Source organism: Streptomyces sp. CNQ329 (genome assembly GCF_000482585.1).
Genome location: NZ_AXVU01000006.1, coordinates 137,373 through 156,787, shown reverse-complemented (window position 1 = coordinate 156,787; position 19,415 = coordinate 137,373). Strand labels below are relative to the sequence as shown.

Here is a 19,415-nt window from a genome sequence, read left to right as displayed (position 1 = left end):
GCTCAGCCTCCCTTCGGGGGGACGACCTGCAGGTAGATCGACGTCAGGATGGTGTTGACGAAGAACAGCAGCAGGAAGGTGATGACGACGGACTGGTTGACCGCGTCGCCCACGCCCTTCGGGCCGCCGCGGGGATGGAGCCCGCGGTACGCGGCGACGATGCCGGCGATGAACCCGAAGATCAGCGCCTTGATCTCGCTGATGTAGAGGTCGGGGAGCTGCGCGAGGGCGGAGAAGCTGGAGAGGTACGCGCCCGGCGTGCCGCCCTGGAGGATGACGTTGAAGAAGTAGCCGCCGAGCGTCCCGACCACCGAGACCAGGCCGTTGAGCAGGACCGCCACACCCATCGCGGCCAGCACCCGGGGCACCACGAGCCGCTGGACCGGCGAGACGCCCATGACCTCCATCGCGTCCAGTTCCTCGCGGATCTTCCGCGAGCCGAGGTCGGCGCAGATCGCCGAGCCGCCGGCGCCGGAGATCAGCAGCGCCACGATGAGCGGTGACGCCTGCTGGATGACCGCGAGCACGCTGGCGCCGCCGGTGAAGGACTGGGCGCCGAACTGCTGGGTGAGCGAGCCGACCTGAAGCGCGATCACCGCGCCGAAGGGGATCGACACCAGGGCCGCGGGCAGGATCGTCACGCTGGCGATGAACCAGAACTGCTCGACGAACTCGCGCAACTGGAAGGGCCGCTTGAAGACCAGCCGGATGACGGACAGCGCCAGCGCGAACAGCTTCCCGGTCTCGCGCAGCGCCCCGGCGCCGGGCACGGACCAGGCCGGACGTACCGGCTCCTGCTGCTCGGCGGCCTCCGGCGGCTCGCCGGGATCCGGGTCGGGCGCATCCGGCGGGTGCGGTCCGGGCGGCAGGGTCGTGGTCATGGCCGCTCCTCCGGGGGAGCGGGCATGGTCAGTGTCGGCGCGTGGGCGACCGAGCCGCCGATGCCGGCGACGATGGCCCTGCGCGCGGCGGACGGCAGTTGCGTCAGCATGCCGAGCACCCGCTCGCGGTGCCGGTCCACCGCCTGCCGCGGCGGCATCCCGGGCGACGGCTCCAACTGCGGCACGATCTCGCGCGGGCCCGCACCGGGGGCGGCGGCGTCGAAGCCCTCGGCGGCGAGCGTCGCCGCGTCCTTCTCCTCCGACATGCCGATGGGGCCGAGCCGGCTGCCGCTGAGGAACTGCGAGACCACCGGCTCCTCGCTGGTCAGCAGCACCTCGCGGGGCCCGAAGGTGACGAGGTTGCGGCGGAAGAGCATCCCGATGTTGTCGGGGACGGTGGAGGCGATGTCGATGTTGTGCGTGACGATCAGCATCGTCGCGTCGATCTGCGCGTTGACGTCGATGAGCAGTTGCGAGATGAACGCCGTGCGCACCGGGTCCAGGCCGGAGTCCGGCTCGTCGCACAGCACGATCTCCGGATCCAGGACGAGCGCGCGGGCCAGCCCCGCCCGCTTGCGCATGCCGCCGGAGATCTCGCCCGGAAGCTTGCCCTCGGCCCCGCCGAGGCCGACCAGCTCCATCCGCTCCATGACGATGCGGCGGATCTCGGACTCCTTCTTGCGGGTGTGCTCGCGCAGGGGGAACGCGACGTTGTCGAAGAGGCTCATCGAGCCGAAGAGCGCGCCGTCCTGGAACATCAGCCCGAACTTCTTGCGGGCCTCGAAGACGTCGCGCTCGCGGTCATTCACCATGTCGACGCCGTCGACGAGCACCTGCCCCTCCTCGGGCTTGAGCAGGCCGATGAGCGACTTGAGGAACACGGTCTTGCCGGTGCCGGACGGGCCCAGCATCACGCTGACCTCGCCGGCCGGCAGCGTCAGCGTGACGTCGCGCCAGATGTTCTGGCGGCCGAAGGACTTCGTCAGGCCGTCGACGACCACTTCGATTCCCATCACAGCCCCCTGGCGGGTGCGCAGCGCCGGCCGTGTACACCGCGGCCGGTCCCGTCAACTCCCGTGCCGGCCCAGCACAGCACGGCCGGCGCCGGGACGCCCCCGCCGCAACCGGCGACTGGCATCCGGTGACAATCCCGGAGGGCGCCCTTGTCTCCGAGTGAGCAAAGAGCGTCGGGCCGGGCCCGGCTGTTGCGCGACGCGTCGTCTGCCGTGCACATGCGTGCCTCACTCCATGAGCAGTCCTGCAGCAGCCGGTGCGGCCTCTGCGCCTACGAGATCCGCGCTGCGGCGGACACGACTTCTGCGGTGCGGCCTTGCTGGGGGACGGGGCTGCACGAGCACCTGCGGGAGGAGACGCTACGCACGGGTAACCGGTGAATCAATAGCCGCGGCAGGGAAAGTCACCGCCTCCTTACCAGCGGGTATTTTCTTGTCGCCCGCTGAGCAATCAGGCACCTCGGTTTATCACCGGGTGACAAGGTCCCCCGCCGTGGCCGCCGACACTCACCCGACAACACATCACCCGCCCGCAATTCTCATCCGATGACAATGGATTCGAATATCGGGAGATCCCCGGACCCGGCACATTGCCAGCCTTATTACTGGCGCGTAGCATTCCCACGGCCGACAGTCGGCAGTAACCAACCCGGGCTCCCCCACACGACATTGAGGAGATTCTCGATGGCCAGACGGTTGACTCTATCGAGAGGACAGCGGAATCTGAGCCGCGCGGTGCTGGCGCTGCTCGCCGCGGCGGGCTTCACCGTCGCCACCACGGGCACGGCGAACGCCGCACCCGTCCGGCTCGACTACCCGCTGTCCGGTACCTCGCACCTCGCGGGCACGGACTCGGACCTCGAACTGGGCCCGGGGAAGCTGGAGACCACCGTGGACCTGTCCACCGGTGCGCTCACCGCCAACACCAAGCTCCCGCCGGCCACCGGCTCCTTCAAGACCCTCGACCTGATCCCGGCGACGGCGACCACGGAGTTCATCGAGAGCGAGCCCACGACCGGCACCATCAGCAACGCGACGGGCGAGGTCAACACGGTCTCGAAGCTGACGCTGCGGATCACCGAGCTGAAGGTCGCCGGGCTGCCGATCTGGGTGGGCAGCCGCTGCCAGACCGAGGTGCCCGCCGAGATAGCGCTCACCTCCGAGCCGGGCTTCAACCCGCTCGCGGGCGGCACGCTCAGCGGCACCTACACGATCCCCGACTTCGAGAACTGCCTCCTCGCCACCCCCGTGATCAACGCGATCATCCCGGGCGAGGGGAACACCATCAGCCTGGACCTCGGCGCGGCGCAGGCGCCGACGGGCTGAGGCACCGGCCGTACGAGCCCGCCCGGATTCCTTCGCCGGAAGGAAGCCGGGCGGGTTTCGCGCTCAGCCGTGGGCGGGCAGTTCCGGAACGTCCGGTGTACACGGAACCCCGCACAGCCTGGACTGGTTCAGTTCGACGTAGTTTCCCGAGCCGGAGAGCGCCGCGGTGAAGATGGCGTCCAGGTCTTCACCGCCGGTACCGCACCCGCTGAACGGCGGCACCGTGACCTGGCTTCTCAACGTCCCGCCCGGAAGGACTTGGTATTCCGGGTACTTGCCTTTGAGTACCACGTCGACGGGCCTGCTCGTGCGGCAATCGTCACCCACGTCCAGCGGAACGCCGTTCACCTTCACGTCGTAGACCCTGAGTTCCTGATAGAAGCCCGCCGTGGTCGTGTTGGTTTCGATGGACCGGAACTGCTCGGTGACTATCGTCATGGGGTGGTTCGTGAACTCGACCTTCCCCGACACCGGCACGAACCCGAAGGTAAGGAATGTCGCCGCGGAGTCCGGCAGGGTGAACTCTGCAACGCTGCGTGTACCGTTGTAGGCATCGGGACCGTAAATCGTCTGCTTGTTCAGCAGGACGCGCACGCTGTCGAGCGTCGGCGCGAACGGATCATTGGCGATGAGCGCGCCGTCCAGCTTTCTGGAGTTCACCATGCCGACCGCGGTCGTGCACGTGTAGACGCCCGGCAGGTCGAAGACCGTCGAGCCCTCGGGGGGTTCGATCAGCCTGTCGGGGTCCAGCTCCGCGGTCGGCCGCTCCTCCGGAAGACACGGCTTGACCTCACCCGTCTCGGCGGGCTCTTCGCCGGGTGCCTCAGCCACGCCGGGGCTCGCGCCGCCGGGCCCGCCGCCTCCGGCGCCGGACGCGTCCGGCCCGGTGCCGCCGCTGTCGGCGCCACCGTCCTCGCCGCCCGGTGTGCCGGACTCGTCCGGTGCCGCGACCACCGCCAGGGTCGCGTCCTGGCCCTCCGCGAGGGTGCAGGTCAGGGTCGTCGCCCCCGGCTCGCCCGGCTCGGCCGGCGGGGACACCGGATCGGCGGACGGCGCGGAGGTGTCGCCCGGTACGGGCGGGTTGCCCTGCAACTCCAGCGTCAGCGGGCCGAGAGTGAAGACCACGTCGCCGGAGCCGCCGGGAGTCGCGGACGACATCCCGCCGGTGAACGCCACAGCGACCGTACCGTCCGCCGCCACCTCGGCCGGGGCTTCGGTCGCTCCGGCCCACGGGTAGTCGGCGGACTCCGGCCCCTGGGCCACGCTCATCGCGACCGACGCCGACCCGGCAAGGGTCGCGCCCTCCCGGGCGGGCAGCCCTTCCAGCAAAGGGGCGTCCAGCGTCGCCGACATCGTCAGGTCGCCGGGACGGATGGCCTCCCCGGAGCGCACGGACGCCGGAAAGGAACCGGTGAACTCGACCGGCAGGTCGCCGGCTCCGCCACCGGCGGGCTCGCACACGTAGCCGGCGGAGACCGAGACGGCCCCCTCCTGTGCCGCCGAGCCGGCGGCCGGGAGCAGCCCCGCGACGAGCGCACCGGCAGCGATCACGGTGAGCCGCCCGGTACGTGGGCTCATCGGGACTCCTTCCGACAGGGATGGAAACGCCGGGGGCCCGGGGGCGCGGCCGACCGGAGATCAGGTCGGACGCGGCCCCGGGCCGGTGGGCCGGGCGTCAGTCCATCGTGATGGTCTGCCCCGGCGAGACGTCGTAGGTGCCGGTGAACGCGGCGTGGTCGCCGTCGTTGATGATGCCGATGCAGTTCGCGTTGTGGGCGGTGAGGTCGCCGTCCTCGATCACGAGCTGGCTGGTCGAGTTGTCGTAGTAGCCGGTGACCTCGGCCTCGTCGGTGGGACCGGCCGGGCCGGCGAACGTCGCCGTGCACAGGCCGTTCGGGTCCGAGATCTCCGCGACGATCCCCGTGATCGACCCCAGCACCCGGTCGGAGTTGTCGGGGTCCACGCCGCTGACGTTCAGAGCCCACGGGAGGGAGCCCGACGTGTCGACGTTGAACACGATCCCGGCCACCGAGCAGTTGGTGAACGTCAGGTTCGCGATGGAGCCGATCCCGGCGCCGTCCAGCCCCGGCCCGCTCTTGAGCGTCCCGGAGGCGTCCGAGTCCGTACAGCGGAGCACCGCGTTGGGCACGGCGAGCTGCGTGTCGTCCGAGTGAGCGGTGAACGCCCCGCCCGGAGAGACCGTCCAGGTCGCCTGTGCGGTCGCCGAGGCCGAGCTGACGGTGAAGCCGGCCGCCGCCACGACGGCTGTTGCTGCGACTGCGGCGCTTCTCGTGAGTCTTCGCACTGCGATTCCCCTCGTGAGTTGAAGTGACGGTTCTACGCCGCTGCGTCATCCGCCTCCCGGGAGCGGACGGCGCACGGCATATCGAAACCGTGGAGCGATCCGGGCCCGGCGTGCAGGCCACAAAGGATGCCCCGACCAGCGCCTTGCAGAGGGGTACGTTACGTACGAGTAACAAGCGAACGCAATACCTCGGTCGCCGAATCGGGGAACTTTATTACGGCGGTGTATTTTCTTGTCAGCTACGCAGCATCCCGCCACCGGAGTTTGTCGCGGAGTGCGCAATCGCGGGCGTCCCCCTCCCGCACCGCCGCCCCGCCCCGCATGCTGGTCCGCGGCACGCATGCGCCCCCGGCCGGTCCGCCCCGCCCGGCCCCGCGCCCGCGCGCCGTCCGCCACCGGCGCTCCGCGCGGGCCGCGCCGACCCCGGATGCCGTCCCGCGGCACCACGCTGACCAGCGCAGTCCGGCGACCCCGCGCGCGCCCGGCACCGCCCCGACGTCCCGCCGCCGCACCCCCGTTCCACCGCCCCGTCACACGCACCGCCCGCAACGGAGCCCGGCCGGCCGGTGCTCCGCCCCGGGGTGGGAGGAGTCACGCAGATGCCAGACGCAGGACCCGCCGCCGGGCTCGCCGAGCCGCCCGAGCCGCTGCCCCCGGAGTTCGCCGCGATCATGCGGCCGGAACTGCCGAGCCTGGTCGAGGAAATCGCGCAGGAAATCAGGAAGGCGATCCCGGAATACGACCAATTACTCCGGGGCCCCTACGGCGAGGTTTTGCAGCAGCAGGTGGAGCAGAATCTCTCCACATTCGTCGAGCAGGTGGCGAACCCGGCATCCTCGACGGCCCGCTGGGACGACGTGTGCAGAAGGCTCGGCAGGTTCGAGGCGTACGAGGGCCGCAGCTTCCAGTACCTGCGCTCCGCGCTGCGCATCGGCGCACGGGTGGCGCTGCGCCGCGCCAAGTCGGTGGGCGCCCGCTACAACATGTCCCCCACGCTGATGGCGATGTTCGCCGACGCGGTCTTCGCCCACGTCGACGCGACCGAGGAGCTGTGCCACGAGGGCTACCGGGAGGCGCAGTCGGGCCCCGAGGACGCCGGGGCGCGCCGGCGGCGGCTGCTGCGGCTGCTGCTCTCCGGCGGAGAGCTGCCCCTGGCCCATCCCGCGGTCACCGACCTCGCCGAGAAGGCCGGCTGGCCGCTGCCGGAGGTGGCGACGCCCGTCGCGCTGGCGGCCGACCGCCCCCCGGACCCGGCGCCCCTCCACCCCGACGTGCTGGCCGAACTCGCCGACCCGCAGCCGCACCTGCTCGTGCCCGGCCACCTCACCGGGGAGCGCCGCGCCATGCTGGACGCGGCGCTGGCCGGCTGCCGCGCGGCCATCGGCGTGACGGTGCCGCTCGGCAGGTCGGCGGACTCGCTGCGCTGGGCGCGGCAGGCGCTCGCGCACGCGGAGGCGGGCACCGTCCGCGACGAGCCGGTGTTCGCCTGCGACGACCACCTGGTGACCCTGTGGCTCCTGGCCGACCCGCCGCTCGCCGAGGAACTGGCCCGCCGGCGGCTGGCGCCGCTTTCCGGACATACGCCGGTCCGCCGCGACCGGCTGGTCGACACCTTGCGGGTGTGGCTGACGACCCGCGGCACGGCGGCGCGGATGGCGCGGATGCTGCACGTGCACCCGCAGACCGTCCGCTACCGGCTGCGCAGCCTCCACCAGCTCTTCGGCGCGCAACTGGACGACCATGACCAGCGGTTCGCGGTGGAGGTGGCGGTGCGGACGCTGCATCTGCGGCGGCGGGGCGACGGCTCCTGAGGGGCGCGGGCAGCCCCGGGGCGGTGGCGGGGAACTATCACCCGCGTACAAAAGATGCGTACAAGCGCTTGCCCGGTGAGTAGTGCCGCATCCACTCTGTGTGGGCTACACCGTTCCTCCGGGTAACCAGACAAGCCACGCGCAACACCGCGGACACCGGTGCGCTGCCGGGCGCCCGCGGATCTTCATCCGAACAGTGAGCCGCCGGCACCACCCGTTCCGGAGGGCACCTGACCTGCACACCCCCCACCGGGTCGGTGTCCTCTGCGCTGCCGGCGGCGTGAGGGGTAGACGTATGCCGTCCGAAGTGCAGACGATCGCACTGGCCGAGCCGCCCGAGCCGCTGCCGCGGGAACTGGCCGCGCTGATCCGGCCAGAGTTACCGAGTCTCTACCGGGAGATCGTCGCGGCGATCCGCCGCGGGGTGCCGGAGTACGGACTCCAGCAGGGCGAGGCGTACGACCGGGCCGTCAGACTGGGTGTCCGGCAGTCGCTGAACACCTTCACCGACCGGGTGGCGACGCCCCGCAAGCGGGCCGTCAACCTCGCCGAGGTGCACCGAAGACTCGGCCGGTTCGAGGCGCAGGAGGGCCGCAGCCTCGACGCCCTGCAGTCGGCGTACCGCATCGGCGGCCGGGTCGCGTGGCGGCGCGCGATGGTCGTGGGCGAGCGCAACCACCTCGCCTCGCACGTCATGAACGCCTTCGCCGACGCCCTCTTCGCCTACATCGACGAGCTGTCGGAGCTGGCCAGGGAGGGCTATGTGCAGGCGGAGGCCGACTCGGCGGAGCGGCTGAAGAGTCTGCGCAGGCGGCTGCTGCGGACGCTGGTCGCCGACCCGCCCGTACCGCGCGGCACGATCGAGGAGATCGCCGCGCAGGCCCGGTGGGAGCTGCCGGACGAGGTGACACCGGCCGCGCTCATGCCGGCGGAGCGGCTCGCATCGCCGACCGCGCTCCCCGGCGACGTGCTCGCGGACACCGCGGGCGCGCACCCGTACCTGCTCATCCCCGGCCCGTTCGACGACGAGCGCCGCGAGGCGCTGGACGTCGCGCTGGGGCCGGTGGGCATGGCCGTCGGGCTGACGGTGCCGCTCCACAAGACCGCGGACTCGCTGCGCTGGGCGCGGCAGGCCCTCGGCATGGCCGAGTCGGGCGCGATCCGGGCCCCTTCGCCGGTACGGGTCGAGGACCACCTGCTCACCCTCTGGCTGCTCACCGATCCCGCCCTCGTGGAGCAGATGGCCGGCCGCCAGCTCCAGCCGCTCGCCGCCGTGACGACCGGCCGGCGCGAACGACTGGTGGAGACGCTGCGGATCTGGCTGACCACGCGCGGCACCGCCGGGCGTATCGCGGAGCAACTGCACGTCCACCCGCAGACCGTGCGCTACCGGATGCGGACGCTCGGCCGGCACTTCGGCTCCCAGCTCACCGAGCCGGACCGGCGCTTCGCGCTGGAGGCCACGCTGCGGGCGCTGTGGCTGCGCGACCAGGCGGACCTGCCGTCGACGGGCCCGATCACGGGGCGGGGCGAACCGCCCGGCTGACGGCGGGGCCCGGACGGGGCGGGGCGGCGGGGGTCGCCGCGCTCAGTCGGCCCGGGGGATGTCGAACATGCCCGTCAGCCTGAGCGCGAGCGCCACGTCGCCGATGACCTTCAACTTCCGTGTCATGAACAGCTTGACGGGACCGGCGTTCCCGGACGTGACGTTCAGGAACTCCTCGTCACCCATCTCCAGCGTCACCCGCGGCCGCCCCTCGCCCGGTCCCTCGCGCACCACACAGGTGCCGCCCGAGACGGCGACGTCGTACACCACCTCGGTCACGCCCGCGATGCGCCAGCGGATGACCGCATCCAGCTCGCCTGCCTTCTCCGGCCGGAACTGCTGCTCCATCCGCCGGAAGACCTCGCCGAGGACCCTGGCGCGCAGCGCCTCGTTGCGGGTCAGTTCCCCGATCTCCCGCGAGGAGAGCGCCTTGACGATGCGCGCGTACTCCTCGGGAGACACCGCGGTGAGGTCCAGGCCCTCAAGACCCGGCGCGTCGTCGGCCATCTGCACCACCCCATCCTTCTTACCGAACAGTAGACTTACTGGTGAGTTAAATATAGGAGGAGGCAGAGTAGGCTCGCAAGGGTGACCGAAAAGCGCAGGCGGCGGCTCCCCCGGCAGGTGCGGGAGCAGCAGATCATCGACGTGGCCGTACGGGTCTTCTCCAAGCGCGGCTACCACGCGGCCTCCGTGGACGAGATCGCCGAACTGGCCGGGATCTCCAAGCCGATGGTCTACCTCTATCTGGAGTCCAAGGAAGGGCTCTTCATCGCCTGCCTGCGGCGCGAGGCGCGGCGGCTGGTGGCCGCGTTCCAGGAGGCGGCCGAAGGAGGGCTCACGCCGGAGCTGCGGCTGCGGGCGGGGCTGCGGGCCTTCTTCTCGTTCGTCTCCGAGTACCGCGACGGGTGGGTCGTGCTGCACCGGCACGCCGCCGAGTTGAGCGAGGCCATCGCCGCGGAGTCGGCGCAGGCACGGCGGGCGGTGATGGCGGAGGTCACCGCGCTGGTGCGGACCGGGATCGAGGAGAACGGCGGGCAGGTCCGGCTCGGGGACGAGGACGCCGAGTTCGTCGCGCACGCCATCGTGGGCGCGGCGGACGCGCTGACCGACTGGATGGCCGAGCACCCCGCCGAGTCGCCGGAGGGCATGACGCGGCGGCTGATGAACATGATCTGGGTGGGCATGCGCAACGTGCTCGGCGGCGAGACCTGGACGCCGCCGGAGGAGTCAGCCGGGGAGGGGTGAGACGGCCCCGCGCAGATGCGCGCGGGCGCCGTCCGCACCGCGTACGTCGAACGACCAGCCGTCCGGCGCGTGCGCGGCCCGTTGCGCGCGGAAGCGCACCGCCGCCGGCAGCAGCACCGGCGAGCGGAACGCCACGTCCACCGCGTACGCCCCGGGCAACTCGTCCGCCAGCGCCGCCAGACAGCGCGCCTTCGTCCACATCCCGTGCGCGATCGCGCGCCGGAAGCCGAACAGCCGCGCGGCCAGCGGGTGCAGGTGGATCGGGTTGCGGTCGCCGGAGGCCGCGGCGTACGCGCGGCCCAGCGAGCCGGGCAGGTGCCAGCTCTCCTGCCGCGCCGCGCCGGTGAGGTCCGGCGTGGCGGCGGCCTCCGCGGTCGCCTCGCCGGTGCCGGCCCCGCGGCTCAGGTACGTGCTCGTCGAACGCCACACCGTCTCGCCGCGCAGCCGCGCCTGCGCGGACACCGGGAACGCGATCCCCCGGGGATGCGCCTGCGGACGGCCCGTCGCGACGGTGTACGTCAGCCGCTCACCGGCGCCGACGGGACGCAGGTGCTCGACGCGGTTGGCGAGGTGGACGAGACCGAGGAGGGGGAAGGGGAAGTCGCGGGCGGCCATGAGGGACATGGCGAGCGGGAAGGCCACGACGTGCGGGTACGTGGCCGGGAGCCGGCCGTCGTCGGGGAAGCCGCAGACGGCGGTGTACCGGCGCAGCCGGGCGGGGTCGGGGCGTACGCCGGGAAGGACCAGGCGGCGCTCGGGGACCGCGGGCAGCCGGACGCCCGCGCCGGCCGCTGCCGCGCTCCCGGTCTCCGAGTCCGCTCCGGGCCGTGCCCCGTACGCCCGGCCGCGGCGCTTCGGCACCACCGCCCGCCCGTACAGCGGCAGCAGCCGCGGCGCTCTGTTCAGCTCCCGTGTCTCCATCTCACGCCCCCAGCAGCGCCTGGCCGCACACCCGCAGCACCTGTCCCGTCACGGCCCCGCTGCCCGGCGCCGCGAAGTACGCCACCGCCTCCGCCACGTCCACCGGCAGCCCGCCCTGCTTCAGGCTGTTCAGGCGGCGGCCCGCCTCGCGGATGACCAGCGGGACCGCCGCGGTCATCGGCGTCTCGATGAACCCGGGCGCGACCGCGTTGACCGTCACGCCCTGTGCGGCCACCGCCGGGGCCGTGGCCTCGACGTACCCGACGAGACCCGCTTTGCTCGCCGCGTAGTTGGTCTGGCCGACGTTACCCGCGATGCCGCTGATCGAGGAGGTGCAGACGATCCTGCCGTCCGCGTGCACCCGGCCGTCGCCGAAGAGCCGGGCGGTGAGGGTCTCCACGGCGGTGAGATTGACGCCGAGGACGGCTTCCCACTGCTCCGCGCTCATCCGCCCCAGCGTCTTGTCACGGGTGATGCCCGCGTTGTGCACGACGACGTCGACGCCGCCGTGGTGTTCGCCGAGGTACGCGGCGAGCCGGTCCCCCGCGTCGGCCGCCGTGACGTCCAGCTCCAGCGCCCCGCCGCCGATCCGGTCCGCCACCGCGGCCAGCTCCGCGCTCCGCGCGGCGACGTCGAGGCAGACCACGTGCGCCCCGTCCCGGTGCAGCGTCTCGGCCACCACCGCGCCGATCCCCCGCGACGCGCCCGTGACCAGCGCCGTCTTCCCGGCCAACGGCCGTTCCCAGTCCGCCGTCCGGGGCACCGGCGCCGTACCGGTGACGCGCAGCGCCTGCCCCGAGACGTACGCCGAACGCGCCGACAGCGCGAAGCGCAGCGTCGACTCCACCCCGCTCTCGGCGCCCGGCGCGACCAGCAGCAGATGCGCCGTCGAGCCGTTGCGCAGCTCCTTGCCCACCGACCTGACGAACCCCTCCAGCGCCCGCTGCGCCACCGCCTCCCCCGCGGTGGCGGCGTCCCCGGGCGGCGTGCCGACGACCACGACGCGCCCGCAGGGCGCGAGTTCGCGTATCAGGGGGTGGAGGAAGTCGTAGAGCGCGCGCAGCCCGGCGGAGGAGTCGATGCCGGTGGCGTCGAAGACCAGCGCCCCGGCCCGTACGGACCGCTCGTCGGCCGGCTCCGCGCCCACCGCGTCCAGCAGCCCGCGCAGCGTCTTGTGCATCCGGCCGCCCGGCGCGGCACCGAGGACGACGGGCCCGCGCGCCACGGGCTGCCCCGGCCGGTACCGCTCCAGGCGCGCGGGCCGCGGGAGGCCGAGCCGCCTGGCGACGAAGGCCCCGGCTCCGCGGCTCGTGAATTTCAGGTAGCGATCGGCCATTGGCATTCTCCTTACGCCTGAGTAAGTTTACTGCGGAGTAAGGAGCGTAGGAACGAGACCCCCGCGGCACAAGAACCGCGGGCAGGCGAGGAGGGAGCGCGGCCATGACGACACCTTCGGCAACGGGCGGGCATACCGGCACAGGCGCGCGACGCGTCGCGATCGTCGGCGGCAACCGGCTGCCCTTCGCCCGCGCGGACGGCGCCTACGCCACCGCGTCCAACCAGGAGATGCTCTCCGCCGCCCTCGACGGCCTCATCGAGCGGTACGGGCTGCACGGCGCGCTGCTCGACGAGTTCGCCGCCGGCGCCGTGCTCAAGCACAGCCGCGACTTCAACCTCGCCCGCGAGGTCGTCCTCGGCAGCAGGCTCGACCACCGCACCCCCGCGTACGACGTCCAGCAGGCGTGCGGCACCGGCCTGCAGGCCGTGCTCCAAGTCGCCAACAAGATCGCGCTCGGCCAGATCGACGCGGGCGTCGCCGGCGGCGTCGACACCGCGAGCGACGCGCCCCTGGGCCTCAACGACGGCCTGCGCCGCGTGCTGCTCCACGCCCGGCGGCAGAAGTCCCTCGGCAGGCGCGCCGCCGCCCTCGCCGGGCTCCGCCCGCGCCACGTCGTCCCCGACATCCCGCGCAACGCCGAGCCCCGCACCGGGCTCTCCATGGGTGAGCACGCCGCGCGCACCGCCCGCGAGTGGGGGATCACGCGCGCCGCGCAGGACCGGCTCGCCGCCACCAGCCACCGCCGGCTGGCCGCCGCGTACGACGCGGGCTTCTTCGCCGACCTGCTCACGCCCTTCCGCGGTCTCGACCGCGACGAGAACCTGCGCCCGGACTCGACACCGGAGCGACTGGCCCGGCTGAAGCCGGTGTTCGGCACCGCGGACCCGGACGCCACCATGACCGCCGGCAACTCCACCCCGCTCACCGACGGCGCGGCCACCGTGCTGCTGGCGAGCGAGGAGTGGGCCGCCGCGCGCGACCTGCCGGTCCTGGCGTACCTCACGCACGCGCGCACCGGCGCGGTCGACTTCGCCGGCGGCCCGGACGGGCTGCTGATGGCGCCCGCGTACGCCGTGCCCAGGCTGCTCGCGGACGCCGGACTGCGCCTGGCGGACCTCGATCTGTACGAGATCCACGAGGCGTTCGCCTCCCAGGTGCTCGCCACGCTCGCCGCGTGGGAGGACCCGGTGTTCTGCAAGGAGCGCCTGGGCCTCGACGCGCCGCTGGGCACAATCGACCGGGAGCGGCTGAACGTCACCGGCTCCTCGCTCGCCGCCGGGCACCCCTTCGCCGCGACCGGCGGGCGGATCGTCGCGACGCTGGCGAAACTGCTGCACGAGCGGGCGGCGGAGCGCCCGTCCGGCGGCACCGCGCCCGTCCGCGGGCTGATCTCCCTCTGCGCCGCCGGCGGCCAGGGCGTCACGGCGCTGCTCGAAGCCTGAACCTCCGCTACCCGAAGGAGCGATCGTGGGCGTACGAAAGGACCTCAGGACCGCGCGGAAGCGCTCGGATCTCGCCGAGCGCACCCCCGTCGACGTACGCACCGGCAACGGCGTCGTCCGCGAAGCCGCCGTCCCGCCGCTTGCCGCGCCGCCCGCCGCCCGGGGCAGCGCCGTCGCCGAGATCCCCTACACCAACGCCGCGGAGGACCCCGGCGCCGCGGTCGTCCGCCGCAAGACCGGGGGCCGCTGGGTCCCGGTCACCGCCGCGGCGTTCGCCGACGAGGTGACGGCGGTGGCCAAGGGCCTCGTCGCCGCCGGGCTGGAACCCGGCGGGCGGGTCGCGATCATGTCCCGTACCCGGTACGAGTGGTGCGTGCTGGACTTCGCCGTCTGGGCGGCCGGCGGCCAGTCCGTCCCGGTCTACGCGACCTCCTCGGCCGACCAGGTGGAATGGATCCTGCGCGACTCCGGCACCCGGTTCGTCGTCACCGAGACCGCCGCCAACGAGCAGACGGTACGCGGCGTCTCCGGCGAGGCGCGTATCTGGCAGCTCGACGCCGGCGGCCTCGACGAGCTGAAGGAGGGCGGCCGGGACGTACCCGACGACGAGATCGCCAAGCGCCGCGCCGCCCTCACCCCCGGCACCATCGCCACCCTCTGCTACACCTCCGGCACCACCGGCCGCCCCAAGGGCTGCGTCCTCACCCACGGCAACCTGTACGCCGAGGCCGCCAACAGCGTCGAACTGCTGCACCCGATCTTCAAGGAGGTCACCGGGCAGACGGCGTCGACGCTCCTCTTCCTGCCGCTGGCGCACATCCTCGGCCGGACGATCCAGATCGCCTGCCTGTCCGCGCGGATCGAGATCGGCCACTGGCCCTCGATCAAACCCGACGAGCTGCGCCCGGAGTTCAAGGTCTTCCAGCCGACGTTCCTCGTCGGCGTCCCGTATCTCTTCGAGAAGATCCGCGACACCGGCCGGGAGATGGCGGAAAAGCTCGGCCGCGGCTCGTCGTTCGACCGTGCGCACCGCATCGGGGTGCGCTACGGCGAGGCCCACCTGAACCGCTTCCTCGGCACCGGCAAGGGCCCCGGGTTCGGGCTCTCCCTGGCCTGGGGCCTGTACGAACTGCTGGTCTACCGGCGCATCCGCAAGGAGCTGGGCGGCAGGCTCAACTACGCCATCAGCGGCGGCTCCCCGCTCGACCGCGACCTCAACCTCTTCTTCTACGCCGCGGGCGTCGTCATCTACGAGGGCTACGGCCTCACCGAGACCACCGCGGCCGCCACCATCACCCCGCCGCTGAGCCCCCGCCCCGGCACGGTGGGCCGGCCGCTGCCGGGGACGGCGGTCCGCATCGCGGACGACGGGGAGGTGCTGGTCAGGGGCGGCATCGTCTTCGGGGAGTACTGGCGCAACGCGGAGGCGACCGGGGAGGTGCTGGCGGACGGCTGGTTCGCGACCGGTGACCTCGGCGCCCTGGACGAGGACGGCTATCTGACGATCACCGGGCGGAAGAAGGACCTCCTCATCACCACGGGCGGCAAGAACGTCTCGCCCGCGGTGCTGGAGGACCGGCTGCGCAGCCGGCCGCCGGTGGGGCAGGTGCTGGTCGTGGGCGACAAACGGCCGTACGTGGCGGCGCTGGTGACGCTGGAGCCGGAGGCCGTGGCGCACTGGCTGGCGGTACGGAAGCGGCCCCGGGACACGCCGGCGGCGGAGCTGCGGGACGACCCGGCGCTGCGGGCGGAGGTGCAGCGGGCGGTGGACTACGCGAACGAGGCGGTGTCGCGGGCGGAGTCGATCCGCAGGTTCGTCATCGTGGACGGGGAGTTCACGGAGGAGAACGGGATGCTGACGCCGTCGCTGAAGGTGAAGCGGCATGCGGTGGAGAAGGCGTACGCGGCGGAGATCGAGGGGCTGTACGAGGGGTGAGCGGCGGGGCCTCCGGCACCGGCGGAAGGGGACTGGCGGGGCGGCTCGGTGCCGCCCCGCCCGGTCCCCCGCCCGGTCACCGCCGCGCGCTCAGTGCCGCGCGTAGCTCGCCGGCCGGCCGCCTCCGCCGGGCAGGCCCGCGCCGCCCTCGGACTCCTCGATGCCGTCCGTGATCTCCTCCAGCTCATCCAGCGCGGGCGCCTCGTCGCCGATGTCGAAACCGGCGCGGACGAGGACCAGCGTGTCCGGGTTCGCCGGGGACGGGAACGCCAGCGACTGCACGTAGCCGTCGTCGCCCTCCTTCGTCACGACCTTCCAGCGCACCAGGTAGCCCTTCTCGCCGGCGACCTCGACCTCGCCGGACTCCACCTCTTCGTGCGAGGTGATGCCCCCGTACGCCTCCTCGCCGTAGGACGCCTCCGCGTTGGGCTCGATGTCCTTCTCGGCGATGCTCTTCGGGCTGGTCGCGCCGATGCCCAGGGCGAGGGCGGGCGCGGAGTTCACCCCGCCGCGTACGCAGGTGTCCTTCGGCGACGTCGGGCACTTGTACTCGCCCACCGACACCGAGGCGCCGATCTGCCCGGACTGCCCCTTCCAGCCGTCCGGCACCGGGATCTTGATGCCGCTGGCCAGGTCGGTGGCGAAGCCGTCCTCGGTGGGGATCTCCCTCGGCGGCTGCCCGCCCTCGGGGGCGCCGGGATCCCGGTCGCCGCCCTCCGGGTCCTGCGGATCGGGCGACTGGCCGGGCCCGCCGCCCGAGCCGCCGTCGGGCCCTTCACCGGGGCCGGGTGAGCGGCGCTCGCCGTCCGGCCCGTAGACCACGGGGCCACCGCCGCCGGCCTCGTCGCCGTCGTCGCCGCCCCACAGCGCGTACCCGCCGGCGACGCCGCCGCCGACGAGCGCCGCGGCGGCCACGCCGATGGCGATGCCGAGCGCGAGCGGGCGCTTGCCCGTCCAGCGCTTCCTGCCGTACGGCCCCTCGGGACCGAGGGGTTCCGCGTGGCCGCCGGATATGACTTCCGTGGGCGCCTCCGGCCCGCCGCCGGGCGGAGCGTCCTGCACGGCGGGCCCGGTGCCCGCCACGGGACTCTGCGCAGGGACATCTGGGGCGACAGCAGCGGGCCTGACCTCGTCCGTCCAGCCTTCACCGTCCCACCTCCGCTCCCTCGGCGACTTCTCGTCGCTCCGGTCCGGGTCGGGATACCACCCTGCAGGTGCCATTCCACTCATGGATGCAGGCTACCGAGGCTCCCTGAGAACCGGATGAGAGCCTTCTGAGCCTTTTGCCCGTCCAACTGCGCAGACCCTCAGATGAGGGATCCGGACGGAAGCGGTCAGAAGGAGAGCCAGGTTCCCGCCAGCCCCTGCTGTCCCACCCCCGGCCGGGAGTAGTCGCACACGCCCCGGTCGAAGACGGTCAGCAGGCGCCGCCACTCGGCGTCCGTCCACGTCACGCCGTACTCCTTCGCGTACGTGTCCCGCCGCGGCGGCTCCGTACGGCACTTGATCACGTCCGTGGCGATGTCCTCGCCCGCGACCTCGCGCGGGAAGGAGTGCGACGGGTAGAGCCGCTCGCAGGTGCTGTCCGGATCGCGGTCCAGCGTCTCGGCGACGAACCGGGGTTCGGCGTCGCGGGTGTTGCACCCCTCCCGCAGCTCCGCGGGCTTCGCCGCCACGATCTTGTCGATACGCGGGGCCGCGGAGGTGTCGGCGGCGAGGCCGGTGAGCCAGCGGTCCATCATCGTGAGGGAGTGGCGGACCAGCGGGCTCGCCGTGCTCTGGCCGCCGTAGCGGCCGTCCTCCATGAGGCTGACCATGTTGGCCGCGGTGCCGTTGGCCTTCTCCAGGCGCTTGCGCATGGACAGGGAGTAGTAGCGCAGGTGGGTGTCGCCGCGGGGGGCGTCGTCGACGTACGCCCGGTACTCGATGATCGGCACGTCCTTGAGGCCGCCGCCGCCGTTGGTGAGCCGCCCGGTGCGGTACGCGGTGCGGGTCGCGACCGGGTCGGCGGTGGTACGGGCGTCGACGATACGGGCATCGTGGTCGTAGCCGCCGATGCGCGCGTTCAGCTCCAGGAACTGCTGCTTGTCGATCGTCCCGGCCGCGAGGGCACCGAGGCCGTACTGCACGCCGACGTTGTCGAGCGGGCGGCGGGCGAAGCCGGTGCGCGGGTCGGGGCCGTAGACGTTGAGGGCGTGGTCGTAGAGGTCGCAGCGCGCGCCGCCGGGGTTGGTCTCCGGGTCGTACTGCAACTCCTCCGGCAGGGCGCCGCAGTTGCCCTGCGGGTCGATGCGCGCGGCGTCGCCCTGGGTGCCGGTGGCGACGGCGTACGAGGCGAAGCCGGTGACGGCGCGCTTCTGCTCCTCGGTCCACGCCAGGTCGGTGTCGCCGGCGAAGTACTCGGTGAGCAGGCGGGTGTCGGTGACGCGGTTCGTCATCGCGAAGCCGACGTCGGGGAAGGAGCAGGCGGGCAGGATGCCGTCGAGGATGCCGGGGTAGTTGTCGACGATCTGGTACGCCTGGTACGAACCGCCGGAGCAGCCGAAGCCGATGGTGTGGTCGACCGGCCCGTACGCCTCGGTGAACCGCTCCTTGACCATCATGGCGGTCTCGGCGGCGGTGAGGTCGTGGCAGTTGACGCCGAAGACGTTCAGGGACGACGACATGACGGCGTACCCGCGGCCGAGCATGAAGGCGTCGGTGACGCCGCCGGTGGTGCTGCCCTGCCGGTACCAGCCGCCGATGCAGCCGCCGCCGAGGGTGTAGACGGCACGGCCGTTCCAGCCCGCGGGGCGGGTGCGGGGATCGGGGGCGGGCTCGGCGAGGGGGTCGTGGAGGATCGTGGACTGGTAGATGCCGCGGTTGGCCGTGCCGGTCTCCATGCGCACGATGAACGGCACGGTGCGGCCGGTGGAGGTGGTGGTCCGGCCGAGGTCGTCGGGGTAGTCGGTGGCGCCGGCGGGCCAGGCGGTGTAGGCGCCGGCGGTGTTCCGGTAGAAGTAGTCGACGCGGGTCTCGGCGGAGCAGTCGGCGTCGAGGGGGTCGCCGAGGGTGCCGCCGATCACGGGCAGCCGGAAGGCGCCGGTCTCGCAGACGAAGGGCTGCTGGTGCGGACCGGAGAAGACGGGGCCCTGCGCGGGGTGGCCGGTGAGCGTGAGCCGGGCCTCCCGGTGGCCGGGGGCGGTGGCGGTGACGGTGTTGCGCCCGTCGCGTATGCCGTCGACGACGCCGGTGAGGGCGCCGGGGCCGGCGGGGGCGAAGAGCGGGGTGACGTCCCGCCCGTTGAGCCGGATCCGCACGTCGCCGGTGTCGGGGGCTTCGACCCGGAGCAGCGCGTCGCCGCCGGTCACGGTGCCAGGGCGGCCCGAGAGCACGTCGACGTCGAGGGGCGCGGACGCGGCCCGGGGGGCGGCCTGCGCGGTGAGGGGGAGGGCGAGGAGGGCGGCGAGCGCGGCGGAAAGGGGGACGAGCAGAGCACGGCGTGGGCGCATGCAGGGGTCCTCCGGTTCGTTGCGGCGTACAACTTGACCGTACGCGTTCAATTCGAACGGCGAAAGACACCACCCGGCAGACGCACCCCTCCGGCACCCCGGGCACCAGGACCGGGGCAGGAAGCCGCCACGGCGTATCCGTACAGGGGCGTCACG

Annotated in this window: 15 protein-coding genes and 1 pseudogene; 6 read left to right on the top strand and 10 right to left on the bottom strand. The window is 72.9% G+C overall.

Annotated elements, in window-relative coordinates; genetic code table 11:
• Nucleotides 1-2 precede the first annotated feature (2 nt).
• Both I003_RS0105920 and I003_RS0105915 read right to left on the bottom strand, forming a co-directional pair.
• A complete protein-coding gene (locus tag I003_RS0105920; protein ID WP_027770668.1) occupies nt 3-881 on the bottom strand; it encodes an ABC transporter permease in 879 nt (292 codons plus the stop codon).
• Nucleotides 878-1,894: an ATP-binding cassette domain-containing protein gene (locus I003_RS0105915; RefSeq protein WP_027770667.1), complete on the bottom strand. Its 1,017-nt coding sequence runs from the start codon at nt 1,892-1,894 to the stop codon at nt 878-880. The genes I003_RS0105920 and I003_RS0105915 overlap by 4 nt, the downstream gene beginning before the upstream one ends.
• 735 nt (nt 1,895-2,629) lie before the next feature.
• Here I003_RS0105915 and I003_RS0105910 point away from each other — a divergent pair.
• A complete protein-coding gene (locus tag I003_RS0105910) occupies nt 2,630-3,220 on the top strand; it encodes a hypothetical protein (RefSeq protein ID WP_027770666.1) in 591 nt (196 codons plus the stop codon).
• Between the two features lie 63 nt (nt 3,221-3,283).
• On the opposite strand, the gene I003_RS0105905 is transcribed toward I003_RS0105910, so the two are convergent.
• Both I003_RS0105905 and I003_RS0105900 read right to left on the bottom strand, forming a co-directional pair.
• Nucleotides 3,284-4,798, bottom strand: coding sequence for a DUF6801 domain-containing protein (locus I003_RS0105905; protein ID WP_486584103.1), 1,515 nt, complete (start codon nt 4,796-4,798; stop codon nt 3,284-3,286).
• Between the two features lie 97 nt (nt 4,799-4,895).
• Complete coding sequence (locus tag I003_RS0105900) at nt 4,896-5,525, bottom strand: hypothetical protein (RefSeq protein ID WP_027770664.1); 630 nt, start codon at nt 5,523-5,525, stop codon at nt 4,896-4,898.
• Nucleotides 5,526-6,124: 599 nt separating this feature from the next.
• On the opposite strand from I003_RS0105900, the gene I003_RS0105895 reads away from it, so the two are divergent.
• Both I003_RS0105895 and I003_RS31560 read left to right on the top strand, forming a co-directional pair.
• Nucleotides 6,125-7,336: a PucR family transcriptional regulator gene (locus I003_RS0105895; protein WP_027770663.1), complete on the top strand. Its 1,212-nt coding sequence runs from the start codon at nt 6,125-6,127 to the stop codon at nt 7,334-7,336.
• 295 nt (nt 7,337-7,631) lie between these two features.
• On the top strand, nt 7,632-8,882 hold the full coding sequence (locus tag I003_RS31560; protein WP_051368109.1) for a helix-turn-helix domain-containing protein: 1,251 nt from the start codon (nt 7,632-7,634) through the stop codon (nt 8,880-8,882).
• Between the two features lie 42 nt (nt 8,883-8,924).
• On the opposite strand, the gene I003_RS0105885 is transcribed toward I003_RS31560, so the two are convergent.
• Nucleotides 8,925-9,389, bottom strand: coding sequence for an SCP2 sterol-binding domain-containing protein (locus I003_RS0105885; protein WP_027770662.1), 465 nt, complete (start codon nt 9,387-9,389; stop codon nt 8,925-8,927).
• A gap of 81 nt (nt 9,390-9,470) precedes the next feature.
• On the opposite strand from I003_RS0105885, the gene I003_RS0105880 reads away from it, so the two are divergent.
• Nucleotides 9,471-10,130, top strand: coding sequence for a TetR/AcrR family transcriptional regulator (locus tag I003_RS0105880; protein WP_027770661.1), 660 nt, complete (start codon nt 9,471-9,473; stop codon nt 10,128-10,130).
• On the opposite strand, the gene I003_RS0105875 is transcribed toward I003_RS0105880, so the two are convergent.
• Together I003_RS0105875 and I003_RS0105870 are read right to left on the bottom strand one after the other, a co-directional pair.
• Nucleotides 10,113-11,051, bottom strand: coding sequence for a MaoC/PaaZ C-terminal domain-containing protein (locus I003_RS0105875; RefSeq protein WP_027770660.1), 939 nt, complete (start codon nt 11,049-11,051; stop codon nt 10,113-10,115). The two genes, I003_RS0105880 and I003_RS0105875, sit on opposite strands and share 18 nt — an antisense overlap.
• Nucleotide 11,052: 1 nt before the next feature.
• Nucleotides 11,053-12,387 (bottom strand): 3-oxoacyl-ACP reductase, encoded by a 1,335-nt coding sequence (locus tag I003_RS0105870; protein WP_027770659.1) that lies wholly within the window; start codon nt 12,385-12,387, stop codon nt 11,053-11,055.
• Between the two features lie 104 nt (nt 12,388-12,491).
• Here I003_RS0105870 and I003_RS0105865 point away from each other — a divergent pair, with 104 nt between their 5' ends.
• Both I003_RS0105865 and I003_RS0105860 read left to right on the top strand, forming a co-directional pair.
• Nucleotides 12,492-13,832, top strand: a complete 1,341-nt coding sequence (locus I003_RS0105865; protein ID WP_051368108.1) for an acetyl-CoA C-acetyltransferase — start codon at nt 12,492-12,494, stop codon at nt 13,830-13,832.
• Nucleotides 13,833-13,857: 25 nt separating this feature from the next.
• Nucleotides 13,858-15,768: an AMP-dependent synthetase/ligase gene (locus I003_RS0105860; protein ID WP_027770657.1), complete on the top strand. Its 1,911-nt coding sequence runs from the start codon at nt 13,858-13,860 to the stop codon at nt 15,766-15,768.
• Nucleotides 15,769-15,858: 90 nt separating this feature from the next.
• Here I003_RS0105860 and I003_RS0105855 read toward each other — a convergent pair whose 3' ends face one another.
• From I003_RS0105855 to I003_RS0105850, 3 genes and pseudogenes are all read right to left on the bottom strand, one after another.
• Nucleotides 15,859-16,683 carry a hypothetical protein gene (locus I003_RS0105855; protein WP_027770656.1) on the bottom strand — a complete coding sequence of 275 codons (825 nt, stop codon included), beginning with the start codon at nt 16,681-16,683 and terminating at the stop codon, nt 15,859-15,861.
• A 198-nt stretch (nt 16,684-16,881) separates the two neighbouring features.
• Nucleotides 16,882-16,989, bottom strand: a pseudogene (locus I003_RS36730) (DUF2510 domain-containing protein); the annotation flags it as partial.
• Nucleotides 16,990-17,102: 113 nt separating this feature from the next.
• Nucleotides 17,103-19,259, bottom strand: coding sequence for a DUF6351 family protein (locus I003_RS0105850; RefSeq protein ID WP_027770655.1), 2,157 nt, complete (start codon nt 19,257-19,259; stop codon nt 17,103-17,105).
• Nucleotides 19,260-19,415 lie beyond the last annotated feature (156 nt).